This window comes from Epibacterium ulvae (assembly GCF_900102795.1).
Lineage (GTDB): Bacteria > Pseudomonadota > Alphaproteobacteria > Rhodobacterales > Rhodobacteraceae > Epibacterium > Epibacterium ulvae.
This window is the reverse complement of the sequence record NZ_FMWG01000001.1, coordinates 509,702-522,622: the sequence shown is the minus strand read 5'-3', so window position 1 is coordinate 522,622 and position 12,921 is coordinate 509,702. Positions and strand designations below refer to the sequence as shown.

Genomic DNA, 12,921 nt, shown 5'->3' with positions numbered 1-12,921 from the left:
GAAGCGGGTCGGCACCCGGATCTCGATGGACGGCAAGGGTCGGTTCCTCGACAACATCTTTGTCGAACGCCTGTGGCGGTCGCTGAAATACGAGTGCGTTTATCTCCACGCTTGGGAAACCAGGTCAGAGGCCAAAGCTGGGATCAAAAAATGGATGGAGTTCTACAATCACAAACGTCCACATTCCGCCCTTGGCGGCAAACCACCTGCCGTGGTCTACTGGAGAAGAAATGAAACTGCCAACCCCGATCAGCAGGTGCAAAGAGTAGCTTAATTTACGCCAGATCCTGTCCAATAAATGGGGAGTAGCTTACTACACACTGACGCGAAATGGGTGAATTTGATTAAAAATGGCAGCAGCACCAAGCTTTCAGCGAGCAGTGAAGTGAAGTGAAGTGAAGTGAAGTGAGCAATGGCAGTTGAGCAAACAAACAACGAATATCGACTGTTTCTTGTGCGCAAAACAAGTTTCATGCGCTTTGGCGGGTCGCCCTACATGCACCGAATTTAGTATTGTTTCAGCCAATAGGAGCTATAATCGTTCGCAATACTACAAATGAGCCATTTTCAGGTATACCTTGCGGAATGGCGCCAACAACCAAGTTTCGGATATGAACGCTCTTCAACACGCTGACTTAAACTGGAACCTGCTCCGGGTCTTCTACATGATAGGCAAGGAACAAGGCATTACCAAAGCCGCCAATCGGCTGGGGCTTAGTCAACCGTCGGTAAGCAATGCTTTACAAAAACTTGAAACACAATTGGACTGTCAGTTGGTTTATCGCGACAGTCGCAGTTTCGAACTCACGGTCCATGGCGACAAAATTTTTCAAGAATGTCGCGATATTTTCCACAGCGCAGAGCGTATCTCTATACTTGTCCGCGACGCCGAAGAAGAAGAGCGGGGGCGCGTCTCATACCAAATCATCAGCGACCTCGTTTCTCCGATGCTAGACGAGCTGCTGCGTCTATATCATCATCGCAACCCCTCGGTGACGTTTCAAAGCGAGGTCTCAAACAGTCAGGCGATTGTACGTTCGATCCAGCAGGGCCGCGCCTCGCTTGGGTTTTGCCTTTTGGCGACGCCGCTGGTCAACCTGCCTTCGATCCGACTATTTCGCGAAGAATTCCGCGTCTTCTGCGGCGCTGAACATCCGCTGTTTGGGCAAGAAACCGTCTCACTGCGCGATCTACAACGGGAACCTTTCATTTCGTTTGCTTGCGCGACCGAAGGCATGGGATTAGAACCCATGTCAGTCTTGAGAGAGGGCACTCGTATCGGCAACCGCATAAATGGGCTGAGCACCAATATTGAAGAAATTCGCCGGATGATTGTTGCGGGGCTCGGGATTGGTATCTTGCCACTGACAAGCGCTCGAGATGACATTCGCCGGAAGGATTTATGGCCCTTAAAGATAGCGGACGAACCGATTGGTGCCGATGTTTATCTGGTACATGCACCGTTCGAAAAGCTAACGCCCTCCGAACGGAAGTTTGTTGAAACGGCGCAAGAATTACTTGCGCTTTACCCCGACATCGACTGACCGAGCGCGAGATCTGCAGCTGCAAGATCCTGTAAGGCCATGCCTGCCGATTTGAACACGGTTCTTGCCATATCATCAGTCCGACCGAGATGTACGCCCTGACAAAGCTCGGTCAGGTCCGCCAGAATTGAGTCAGGTTTAATCAGCCCATCACCCAAAGGTTGGGCAAGATCACCAGCGAGTGACGCACCGGCGCGCGCATCTACAAATATCTGCGATTGCGTCATCGCTAAGTCATCGCTTTCGCGCATGTCAGGCTTAAAGGCTCCGATTAAATCCAGATGCGTGCCCTCAGAAATCCAATCGCCAAGAACAATTGGAGTGGTCGAGGCTGTCACGGTGCTCACCACATCCGCTGAACGACATGCCGCTTCCAAATCATCGCTGACCTGTGCTGGCAGTCCGTCTGCACGCAATGCATTGGCAACAAGGTTCGCCTTTTCTAGATTGCGCCCCCAAATCGTGACTGCATCATAGTCGCGCACCGCGCAATGAGCTGCGGCGACAGATTGGGCAAGTTGGCCAGTACCAACGACCACCAACCGCTTGGTATCTTTGCGTGCAAGGTAACTTGCAGCGAGGGCCGAGGCCGCTGCAGTTCGGCGCGCTGTTAGCGTGTCACCGTCCAAGGCGGCTTGCATTTGGCCAGTTTCACCGTCGAACAAAAGGTAGCCCGCGTTGATTGTAGCGCGTCCTTTTCCGGCATTGGCTGGAAAGAACGTCACAACTTTGACACCAATACTTTGTCCAGGAACCCAAGCCGGCATAATTAATAGCGATGCCTCGCTGCCATCGGGCTGGTCAATGGTCAACACCTGGCGATCCGGTGCTGATACAGCATCACTGCTGTACCAATCACGAAGTTGGTCAATCAGCGCTGGCCAATCCAGCGCTTCTTCCAGTTCTAAATGCCCAATAAAGGCGCTCATCGATCTGCCCGTTCCACAACTGCATGCAACATGATGTTCAGTGCGGCAACGAAGTCTTCTGGGTCACAATTTTCTTCATTGTTGTGGGTAATCCCATTTTTACAAGGCGCAAAAATCATCGTCGTTGGACAATGTGTAGCAAGGAAGTAAGCGTCATGCCCTGCCTGACTTTGGATATCACGCCAGTTGTAGTTCATGCGCACGGCTTGTGCGCGTACCCCATCAATCAATTCCTGATCAAAGATATCACCACCCCACTCCCATTCATCTTCAATGGTCGCTTCACAGCCGCAACGCGCAGCAGATTCAAACAACGCACGGCGCATTTTTTCCGCCATAGCGCGTGTGGTGATCGTGTCTGAGTGGCGCACATCGCAGACGGCCTCAGCAGTATCTGACAGGATGCCCGGCTTGTTTGGCCAAGCCGTCAGACGCGCTGCAGTTGCTTTACCGTCATGAACGGCAAAATCCCAACCGATATCATCCACAGCGGTCAGCCAGCGTGCACCTGCTGCCAAAGCATTCTTCCGCAAATCCATTGGTGTTGGACCTGTGTGTGACGTTTGCCCTGCGAAAGAAGCACGCATCCCGCGTACCGAATAACTACCAGTCACGATGCCCACTTCACGTTTTTCTGCGTCAAGGATCGGACCTTGTTCGATGTGGAGCTCGAAATACGCATCTATTTCGCCAGCTTTGCAGGGCAAATCACCTTTGTAACCAATCCGTTGCAACTCATCTCCAAAGCGCGTGCCATCATCACCGATCCTGTCATGAACCCAATCGATGTCATATTTCCCCACAAAGCAGCCTGACGCGACCATAGGTGGAGAGAAACGCGCACCTTCTTCATTCGTCCAATCAACCACAACAATCGGCCGCTTGGTCGTATGACCTATTTCATTTAGGCAACGAATGACTTCAAGCCCAGCCAAAACCCCTGCGATGCCATCAAAACGACCACCGTTGATTTGGGTGTCTAGGTGGCTACCCATCAAAATCGGTGGCAAGCTATTATCAGTGCCATCACGGCGGCCAAAAATGTTCCCTGCTGCATCGATCTCAACCGTCAACCCGGCTTCCTTACACCAGTCGCAAAACAGATCGCGCATAGTGCGATCCTCATCGCTTAATGTAAGGCGGGACAATCCTCCTGGACGTCCTTTGCCAATCTCGGCAGAGGCTTGGATGGTCGACCAAAAACGGTCAAGATCAACGCGGGTATCAGGGGTTATAGACATCAAGAGCTTTCTTTCTTTTGTAGAAGCGGACTAAAATAGAACCGCTGGAAGATCAGTAATCAGAGTTGGGAACAGTACGAGCAACAGCAGCACCCCAACCATCACGCCAAGGAATGGCGCCAGATAAACAAAGGAGTCGCTGAGCGGAATTTTCCCAACACGGCAAGCTGCCATAAGATCAATCCCAAGAGGCGGCGTATTGGCCCCAACTGCTAGGTTAATGGTTAGCAGAATACCGAAATAAACCGGGTCGATACCGTAGTGGCTTAGGATTGGGAGAAAGACCGGCGCAAGGATTAGTATTATTGCGATGCTTTCCATGAAGGTTCCAAGGATCAGCAAAATGAGCATCATCATAAATAAGGCCACCGTGGCGTTGTCCGTCGTTTGAGTAATGCCAGACACCGCAATTTGCGGGACTTGTTCCGCAGCCAAAATCCAGCCAAAGACCGACGCGGATGCGATCACCAAAAGTATCACGCCTGTCATTTCGGTGGTTTCACGCAGAAGTTTCGCCAAAATTTTCAGGCTAAGTGCGCGATAAACAAAGGTATCGATGAACAGCGCATAAGGCCCTTTGGTTCGGGCAGACCTTCAAGCGCATCACCTAATTCTCCATCCAGCGCAGCGAACGCTTGTTCACGCGCTTCCCAAGCGTATGGCATTTCGATAATGCCCATGCGCGGTTCGACACCTTGAAACGAACCTGCACCTATCAAACCGGCTTGGACAGAGCCGAACTGCAAACCTTCAATAACTTCTTTTTCGCTGCCCAATTGCCCAGAGGGAAATACTTCGATCTGAACACGGCCTTTGGTACGTGTTGTGACCTCTTCAGCAAATCCCGTCGTCGCGATATGCCAACTATGGCTCTCTGGCAGAACGTGCCCAAGACGAATTGAAACATCGTCGGCGACAGCCGCTAAGGGGGTCAGAAACATCGCACAGGCCGCAAAGGCATGGATTCTGATTAGTTTAAATGGGGTTTTCATACGTCGGTTTTCCTGTTGGTCTTTTATTGTGAACAACGAATACCGATTGCAGCTTTAGCGCAAATAGGGTGGGTCTATGATTGAAAGAACTTTGTTGAATGGCACGATTCAAAGCGAGCCGCAGCGTAGTTGCAAGACAACTGTGAGAACGATCTCGAAAAACACTGGGCTTCCAAAATCCGGCAGCACATTTGAACGCATGTGTTGCGTCGATCGGTTGATTCCAGTCATTCCGGTCAGGTAAGAAAACGACGGCTTTGTTCGCGATTTTAGAGTTGATTCAGTTCGCGGCGACAATACAGATCTGGTTTGATGAGTTTGGACGTCTCTGAACGACTGTTTCGGTGATGTGGGATGCGATGCAGCGAAACTTGTGCCGTAAAGGCAAAGCTGTGCTGTTCCAAGGAAGATGGAAAAACTAAAGCCGGTTTTGTCCGCAGAGCGGCCTTCCGTCGATCAAATTTACGATGTTTGGTTGGTAAGAGCGTACGCCAAGTTGGCACTGTTTTCTTAGCAAGTGCGGGGTTTTACGTGTATGTGACCTCCTTCACTGGCCCCCCATGACTTGTCGAACATGCCTTAGGCAATACGCCGATTGGTAACGCGTCACAAATATAGTCGTGTAGTGGCCACCGCGATGCCGCCGACAGAACGGCTTCAAAAGATCTGATGCGACCAACGTCCTGACTTATCTAAAGTTCCGGTTTTTTCTGAATTGGGAGGTTCGCAACCGCCTTGATGAAGCTTTTGAAACTGGGCAACCGCGGTCGCAGCAAAGGCCTCGCGCTTTCTCAAGAAAGCTACGGTTCATTCTCAGTCAACTTCGATCCAACTGAAAAGTGGGCGAAACCTCTGCTCCGCCCACGCAATTAACTTACTTTTTACCAGCTACAATCCGATCCAAGATCAAAGCGCAGAATAGAATGGCAAGACCAGCTAATATGCCCTGGCCAGCGGCCGCGTATTGTAGCGCTTCCAAGACGTCTTCACCCAAACCTTTGGCACCAATCAACGAGGCAACAACAACCATCGCGAGTGACAGTAGAATTGTTTGGTTAACCCCTGCCATGATCGTGTTCCGTGCCAAAGGCAAGTCAACTCTCCACAATAGGTAGCGTGGAGTCGCGCCAAAGGCCAATGCAGCCTCGCGGACGGTTTCTGGAACCTGTTGCAGCCCCAAAACCGTAAAGCGGATCACAGGCGGGCTACCGAAAATCATTGTCGCCACGACACCCGCAGGTTTTCCAGAACCGATAAAAGCTACAACCGGGATCAGATAAACGAAAGACGGCATGGATTGCATGAAGTCTAAGATTGGGCGGATGACTGCGTAAACCTTCGGACGACGCGCGCAAAAAATGCCCAATGGAATACCCAGCGTGATCGAGATCAGCGCTGCGGCCCCAAGAAGCGCGATGGTGGTCATCGCTTTTTCCCAGAAGTCCAGTAGCCCTAGGTATGCTAGCGCCGCGCCAGTGAAGGTCGCAACACGTGCGCCTGCAGACAGGAAAGCCAGCATGACAATCACAAAGGCGACAACCGGCCACGGTGTATCCACAAGTACCACTTCGATCCAATCAAGGAGTGTCCGCATGCCAAAAGTGATGCTGTCAAAGAAGCCACGGCCATGCAGCTTGGTCCAGTCAAAGGCTGTTTGCACGCCATCACCGACATTCAGCCGCCAATTCCGATCCGTTGGGAAGACCGACAAGATCGAAAACGCACCCGGCTGAGCGAATTTGATGCTGGTTAGGACAACAACACCGAAGGATAGTATAGCTGAAATGATCATCCGCGTTTGCGACCAACCACTGTTTACTTCTCGGTCAGAGCGCCACTTGGCGAATTGCATCTCCAGCGTCCAGTTCGCAGTTGCCGCTTGCAGGAATTTGAAACCAGCAAGAAGCACAATGCCAACAATCAAGAAATAGGTACCGGTGCTATCAGCAGAAATTGCCGCTTGTTGCGCATTCGCCAAGGCTCCTTCAAGGCTCTCTGCTGCACGTTTAAGCGAATCCAGCGAAGACGCGCCTGACTTTTCAGCTGCTTCGATTTGCTGACGACGCAAATCCAATGTCTGGACGATCTGGTCCGCACGTTCGCGGAAGTCACGCCCAAGATCACCAAAGAGACCCAAACCAATTTGGATATAAGCCATAGTTTCCAAAAGTAGGAAACCCAGCATCCAGTTCCAAAGACCACGCGCCCCAAACCAAACGGGCCCAAGCAGACCAGCGATCCAGTTCAATGTGAACCGGTACCCGGGTGCCTGCATCATGTAGCCAAAAGTTTCTTTGTAGTAAGCTTCACTGCTACCTACGAATTGGCAAATCAGCCCATTCAAACGCTCAGCGGTTTCAGGCTTGATATCTTGATTACTCATGATAGATCCTCTTACGCTTGGCTATCTTGAATTGCGCGGATCAGACCCGCACGGTTAATTACACCGACCGTTTTGTGATCGGCATCTGTCACAGCGACAATGCCGTGGCCTTCCACACAAAGCCCCATCAGGTCACTCAGATCCATATCGGGTCGAGCTTTCTGCGCGTCTCCTGGAAGATCACCGTGCTTTGCCTGGAATTCTTCAACGGGTTGCATCACAGAATGTGCGAAAATCATGTTGAGTTTGGAGATACCCGCCACAAAGTCTGAAACGTATTCGTCAGCCGGATTAAGAATGATTTCCTCTGGGGTGCCAACTTGAACGATACGACCGTCTTTCATGATCGCAATACGGTGACCGATACGGATGGCCTCATCTAAGTCGTGCGTGATGAACATGGTAGTCTTTTTCAAGCGGTTGGACAGCTCCATGAACTGGTCCTGCAACTGCTTACGAATAAGCGGGTCGAGCGCAGAAAATGGCTCGTCCATCAGCAGGATTTCAGGGTCGGAGGCAATGGCACGGGCCAAACCCACACGTTGTTGCATACCGCCTGAAAGTTCATGGGCGTATTTGTCTTCCCAACCGGTCAGTTCTACCAACTCGAGAACGCGATCCGCTTCTTCCCAGCGGCGCGCCTTACCCGTACCGCGGATTTCCAGTGGCATCGCCACATTGTCGCGAACGGTACGGTGTGGCATCAGTCCAAAGTTCTGGAAAACCATTGCCACGCGACGGTTACGCAGATCACGCAAACCATCGGGTGAGAGACCCATCACGTCTTTACCACCGATATAGATATGGCCATCGGTAGGTTCTAACAGACGGTTCACGTGGCGTACCAACGTCGATTTGCCGGAGCCCGACAAACCCATCACGCAGAACAATTCGCCTTTTTCAATTTCAAAACTCGCATCCGCGACACCAACCACGCAGTTGAAACGATCCAGTACTTCGGCCTTGCTCAGACCTTCGTCATGGATGGCCTTCAACGCTTCTTTGGAGCGATTGCCAAACACTTTCCAGACGCCTTTTGCGTCAATTGCAATTTCTTTATTCATCCCAGCCCCGCAGAGAAACTTTGCCCCGGCGACACAGGTCACCGAGGTAAATATTTTTAAAGTCAGCTACTTAGATGAGGCCGAGCCAACCGTCTACGATGTCACCGTTGTTCTCGATCCACTCTGCAACGACTTCATTGATATCGCCACCTTGAACAACGACCTTGTACGTCAGCTCAGACAGAGACTGTGCGCTCATGTCAATATTAGCAAGGAAAGATGCCGCCGCCGGATTGCGTTCGTTCAAGGAGTTTGAATAAGCAACCGTAACAGTTTTCACTGGCTCACCGGAATCCACGCGCGACTTGTTGTACCAATCTGCATCCTGATCTGGCTGAACCATCTTGTAAGTATTTGGATCGTTTTCTGGCTCTTCCAGAATGGTAACAGGGTACAATGCGTGCACATAGTGTGGTGCATAGCAATAGAACGCTGCGCCTTTCTTCTGATCAACCAAATCCTTCAGACGGGAGTAAAAAACTGTTTCGTCTTCAGTTGTTGGCTCGAGGAAGGTTTCGATACCATAGTCACGCACGCGTACCTTGAAGGTGTTTGTCGATGCCCAGCCGGATGCGCCAACCCAAATTTCACCTTTGCCGTCACCGTCGCTGTCAAACAGTTCTTGCGCCATTGGCGTTGCCAAATCGAAGATGGATTTAATGTTGTGTTCTTCGACCATGTAATTTGGAACACAGATACCGGCGCGACCTTCGTAAGAGCCCGTGGAAAGAGACACTGTACCTTTTTCATCAACATATTCATTGGTGAAAGAAGACTGATTTGGCAGCCAAACATCTGGGTGCACGTCAATGTCACCGCGCCCACCGTCCATGGAAGCAAAGATAACGGCGTTCGCACCAGGCGCGTAGTCGGCCTCGCCACCCAGACGGGTTTCAATGACTTGGCCGATGATGCGGCTCATGATCTTTGCGCCCGGCCAACTGGGTTCACCCACCATGACTTTCTCTTGTGCCATGGCGCCAGTTGTCGCAATCGTCAAAGCAAGCGTAGTTGTAAGCGTAAGTTTTTTCATAATTCTTCCTCTGTTGATGGATGGGGGCGTCTATGCCCGTGCCCGCTTTCGCTGCGGGTCTATAAATGGAATATCGGTGACGGTTGCGTTTAGACGTTTCATGCGCCCATCCAGCAAGCCGACTTCAAGAACAGTACCGTTTTTCGCGTGTTCGACCAAAACACGCGCCATTGCGATGGCGCATTCCAGTGATGGAGAGCGTGTTGCCGATGTGATCTGTCCAACCTGTCTCTCGCCAACGTAAAGAGGGGCACCGTGATGCGGGACGTCGTCGCAATCGAACAGTAAACCCTTCAGCACACAGCGTGGATTGCTCGCGTTCCGCTCAAGGGCGTCTTTGCCTCGGAAGCTTTCTTTTCTTAAATCAACAGCAAACCCAAGCCCCGCCTCAAAGGCATCTATGCCTGATGCGAATTCCGCGTTGGCTGCAGCCAACCCCGCTTCGATCCGAATGATTTCCAGCGCCTCAGACCCCATCGGTTTGATACCGAACTCTTGTCCAGCCGTCATGATTGCGTCCCAGACCTCGACCGCGTGTGATTTGGCACAAAAGACCTCATAACCCAATTCGCCGGTGTATCCTGAACGCGAGATCATGAAAGGCGCACCATTTCGATCGTTCATCCGAGCAACTGACACCCCGAACCAATTCATGTGATCAAGATTTGGAACATTTGGCTGGAAGAAGCAGATTTTCTTCAGAAGATCACGAGAACGCGGCCCCTGAATGGCCAAGTTTGGCAGGCTGTTGCGCATTTCATTAATACGGACCTGTAGGTTCATCTCGTCTGCAAGGGCTGTTAACGTGCGACCGCTCTCTTCCGATCCGCAGCACCAGCGAAACAGGTGATCGTCCAGTCTGAAGAGCGTTCCGTCATCTATGACGTGTCCACTGTCATCACACATTAGCGTATAGGTGCCGCGCCAAACAGCGAGCTTTGCCACGTTACGTGTCAACGCATGCTGCAACAGTGCCTCTGCATCGGGTCCAATGATATCATACTTTCGCAATCCGCTCATGTCCTGCAGCGTGACCGCGTTGCGGCAGGCCCAATATTCGCCCAGCGCTCCAGTCGCTGGAAAGTTCACCGGCGCCCAAAGATCGCGGGCTGGTGCGAAGTGCTCTGTCAGTGGGGCAAGCCGCTCGTGAAATGCGGATTCCTGACTAATAGACATTGGGGCATCTTCCTTTTCGCGATAGGCTACCGCACGCCGAATGGGCGTGTCGGGCCGATAAATACGCACATGTATGTCGGTTGGGTTCCAACCGTTGATAGGATCGATATCGTCTGGGCAGGCCGTGGAGACACAAACAAGGTCTTCCATGGCGCGCATGACCACGTAGTCGCCCGGGCGCGAGTAAGATTCCGCAGTCATCAGCTGCTGGCGGTTGTGGTCAATCCAAGTGTTCCAAAAGAAATTGATGGCGGGCCACGCGGACCGGCGCTGAACCCCAAAGGGGTCTAATGCAAGAGACATGTTGTCAGAACAATTCAAATGCCCTGGGAAGCCGCGTTCCTCGTACCCACGCGCTGTGCATGCCAATCCAAAGGTATCGTGACGGCCGCAAGTGTCCTGAACCACATTCAAAAGGGGCTGAAGGTCTTGGTCAAAAAATTTGTCGTACAATCCCGGTCTCGGATATGCACCGCGCACCATTGTTCTGGTTGCAGTGCTGTCGATCATCCATTCTTTATTTTGATCCAATCCTTTAGCACGAAATGCCATGAAGTCCGAGCATTGCTGCCCTTGCACGTCAATTATCTGAATGTATTCGCCTTTCTTGACCTCATAGGCCTCCGCAGAGCCACGCTTGACCGTGAATTCGTCTCGTGTATCTCCGAGCAGATTGGGCAACATTGGTGATGAGGAGCAAGAAGGTTGATGAGAAATATGCACCGAATTACTCGCTTTTCCATCAACCAAGTCCACCGGTGACACAGGAGACGCCAACCAGACAATTATGTCGGCGTTGGACTTCAAAAAAACTGGTTCAGACTGATTTGATAGCGCATGGCATCGGATGTTCGAGTCATCCTGTCCGCCGAGAGATCTTAACCAGCTTAAAAACTCTTCAGAGTCAAAATTCTGCGTATCCAAATGCATCGTGACCGCTAAGTTCAGGCTGTTGAGCGCGGTTTCGCCGCGTTGATCAAAGGCCCAAATCATCAGTGTCTGATCGTCAGAAATTAGATCTACTGATAACAAATCGCCGGGTTTCATTTGAATTTTCACCGCCACCCTTGGAGCCAAAACATAGGCTTTGGGCTTTGTGCGATCCGAAAAACCATGGAAAGCTCGTCTTGGGGAAATGAACCCCACATTGCTGAATTCCCGGAGCACACAGAGGGCAGTCATCTCAGCACCTAATCGCTTATGAAATTTGAATGTAACTAGTTACACAACTTGACGTAACTAGTTACACCAGTCAATACTCATAGTTAATTAGTTAAGTGCTGCGCGGTTTTTCCAACTCTTATGAAGCGAATAGAAGCAAAGAAACGCTCCAACTTGCGCGATGTTGCAAAGGCCGCAGGGGTGTCTGTAGCTACTGTCTCTCGCGTATTGAACTCACCCGATTCTGTAAACGAACAAACCCGGAAAAAGGTTCAACAAAAGATCGACGAGTTAAAATTCGTCCCGAGTGCAGCTGCACGTGCGATCAATTCTGGTCGATCCAGATTTGTTGGCGCTTTGGTCCCGACCTTAGACAACGCAATCTTTGCGCGGTTTTTGAATTCTTTAGAACAAGGCCTTGGCACTCATCGCCTTTCTCTTATCGTGGCGACAACGGACTCCGACCCCGAAAAAGAGAGCCAGAAAGCACGCGAATTATTAGATATTGGAGCAGAAGGGTTGGTTGTTTCAGGCGTAACGCATGATCCCGACTTTCACGCACTCCTACGACAAAGACGCACGCCAACAATCGCTACTTCGTTTTATGATCCAAACCATTATTTGCCTACGGTTGGCTATGACAATGCGTCCGCAGCTCAGATTGCGATTAATCACCTCCGAGATCTCGGGCACACCCGCATAGCCATCATTTACGCATCCCAAAAGAACAATGATCGAACCATCGCTCGTTTGAACGGGATCAAAGCGATAGAAGAAGGGTTGGAACTTAGCTATTTTGAAACGGAGATGAGCCAGTCTGGAGGCGCGTCGGCGGCCCTCGAAATATGTAAGAACCCGAGGTTACCTAGCGCCGTGTTTTGCTTATCTGACGTTTTGGCAACAGGAGCGCTTTTTGGATTGCAAAGTCAGCACCTCAAGGTTCCTGATGACATCTCCTTGATGGGGTTGGACGACCTACCAGGTTCCGCGGTCATATTCCCATCCCTTAGCACCGTGCATTTGCCAGTTTCCCGAATGGGGTCGATCACCGCAAATGCTCTGGCAGATTGGGTGGAAAGAGGGAAAATCCCAAGCTCCACTTTGTTGAGTGCGCGTTTGGTTGAACGCGGTTCGACAAAGCGCGCCTAGTTCAACACATCGCATCTGGGGCTTTTTTCTAAGGCACCCTTGCCAATTCCTGCGGAAATCAGCCTGAAGAAAAGAGTTTTCCGGTGCCCGTGGCCAGCCCTTGGACAAAGCCGCAACGCTGCATCAATACTTGTGGCGAATGTTGTGCGCCAACTTTGAGACACGTATTTTGCGCCCTTGCAGACCTGCCTGACGATTGAGGTTTCTTAATCTAATAACAGGAGGTTCCCGTGATATAGGTGAATGTAA

11 protein-coding genes are annotated in these 12,921 nt (G+C 51.2%); 3 read left to right on the top strand and 8 right to left on the bottom strand.

Features of this window, described 5'->3' with window-relative positions; all coding sequences use genetic code 11:
- Positions 1-274 (top strand): integrase core domain-containing protein (locus BLP79_RS02425; protein ID WP_244516066.1); only part of this gene is annotated, 274 nt, incomplete at its 5' end.
- 337 nt (positions 275-611) lie between these two features.
- A complete protein-coding gene (locus tag BLP79_RS02420) occupies positions 612-1,544 on the top strand; it encodes a LysR family transcriptional regulator (protein ID WP_090215746.1) in 933 nt (310 codons plus the stop codon).
- Here BLP79_RS02420 and lhpI read toward each other — a convergent pair.
- The 8 genes from lhpI to BLP79_RS02380 all read right to left on the bottom strand — a co-directional run bounded on the left by lhpI (position 1,526) and on the right by BLP79_RS02380 (position 11,409).
- A complete protein-coding gene (lhpI, locus tag BLP79_RS02415; RefSeq protein WP_090215581.1) occupies positions 1,526-2,473 on the bottom strand; it encodes a bifunctional Delta(1)-pyrroline-2-carboxylate/Delta(1)-piperideine-2-carboxylate reductase in 948 nt (315 codons plus the stop codon). The two genes, BLP79_RS02420 and lhpI, sit on opposite strands and share 19 nt — an antisense overlap.
- Complete coding sequence (locus BLP79_RS02410) at positions 2,470-3,714, bottom strand: Zn-dependent hydrolase (RefSeq protein WP_090215578.1); 1,245 nt, start codon at positions 3,712-3,714, stop codon at positions 2,470-2,472. Before BLP79_RS02410 ends, lhpI begins: the two co-directional genes overlap by 4 nt.
- 30 nt (positions 3,715-3,744) lie before the next feature.
- The gene (locus BLP79_RS02405; protein ID WP_232716323.1) at positions 3,745-4,233 is read right to left on the bottom strand and encodes a TRAP transporter large permease subunit; all 489 of its coding nucleotides are present in this window, start codon (positions 4,231-4,233) and stop codon (positions 3,745-3,747) included.
- Positions 4,234-4,238: 5 nt separating this feature from the next.
- Positions 4,239-4,706: a TRAP transporter substrate-binding protein DctP gene (gene dctP, locus BLP79_RS02400; RefSeq protein WP_232716324.1), complete on the bottom strand. Its 468-nt coding sequence runs from the start codon at positions 4,704-4,706 to the stop codon at positions 4,239-4,241.
- Positions 4,707-5,580: 874 nt separating this feature from the next.
- Positions 5,581-7,089, bottom strand: coding sequence for an ABC transporter permease (locus tag BLP79_RS02395; protein WP_090215576.1), 1,509 nt, complete (start codon positions 7,087-7,089; stop codon positions 5,581-5,583).
- An 11-nt stretch (positions 7,090-7,100) separates the two neighbouring features.
- A complete protein-coding gene (locus BLP79_RS02390; protein ID WP_090215573.1) occupies positions 7,101-8,153 on the bottom strand; it encodes a quaternary amine ABC transporter ATP-binding protein in 1,053 nt (350 codons plus the stop codon).
- 70 nt (positions 8,154-8,223) lie between these two features.
- Positions 8,224-9,186, bottom strand: coding sequence for an ABC transporter substrate-binding protein (locus BLP79_RS02385; RefSeq protein ID WP_090215570.1), 963 nt, complete (start codon positions 9,184-9,186; stop codon positions 8,224-8,226).
- A gap of 30 nt (positions 9,187-9,216) precedes the next feature.
- Positions 9,217-11,409, bottom strand: coding sequence for a DUF1989 domain-containing protein (locus tag BLP79_RS02380; RefSeq protein WP_244516065.1), 2,193 nt, complete (start codon positions 11,407-11,409; stop codon positions 9,217-9,219).
- 255 nt (positions 11,410-11,664) lie between these two features.
- Between BLP79_RS02380 and BLP79_RS02375 the strand changes: the two genes are divergently transcribed.
- Positions 11,665-12,672 carry a LacI family DNA-binding transcriptional regulator gene (locus BLP79_RS02375; protein ID WP_090215564.1) on the top strand — a complete coding sequence of 336 codons (1,008 nt, stop codon included), beginning with the start codon at positions 11,665-11,667 and terminating at the stop codon, positions 12,670-12,672.
- Positions 12,673-12,921: the final 249 nt, after the last annotated feature.

Bases quoted from the DNA above. Each gene is read 5' to 3' on its own strand.
- BLP79_RS02420 (WP_090215746.1), top strand. From the start codon at position 612: ATGAACGCTCTTCAACACGCTGACTTAAACTGGAACCTGCTCCGGGTC.
- lhpI (WP_090215581.1), bottom strand. From the start codon at position 2,473: ATGAGCGCCTTTATTGGGCATTTAGAACTGGAAGAAGCGCTGGATTGG.
- BLP79_RS02410 (WP_090215578.1), bottom strand. From the start codon at position 3,714: ATGTCTATAACCCCTGATACCCGCGTTGATCTTGACCGTTTTTGGTCG.
- dctP (WP_232716324.1), bottom strand. From the start codon at position 4,706: ATGAAAACCCCATTTAAACTAATCAGAATCCATGCCTTTGCGGCCTGT.
- BLP79_RS02395 (WP_090215576.1), bottom strand. From the start codon at position 7,089: ATGAGTAATCAAGATATCAAGCCTGAAACCGCTGAGCGTTTGAATGGG.
- BLP79_RS02390 (WP_090215573.1), bottom strand. From the start codon at position 8,153: ATGAATAAAGAAATTGCAATTGACGCAAAAGGCGTCTGGAAAGTGTTT.
- BLP79_RS02385 (WP_090215570.1), bottom strand. From the start codon at position 9,186: ATGAAAAAACTTACGCTTACAACTACGCTTGCTTTGACGATTGCGACA.
- BLP79_RS02380 (WP_244516065.1), bottom strand. From the start codon at position 11,409: ATGAAACCCGGCGATTTGTTATCAGTAGATCTAATTTCTGACGATCAG.
- BLP79_RS02375 (WP_090215564.1), top strand. From the start codon at position 11,665: ATGAAGCGAATAGAAGCAAAGAAACGCTCCAACTTGCGCGATGTTGCA.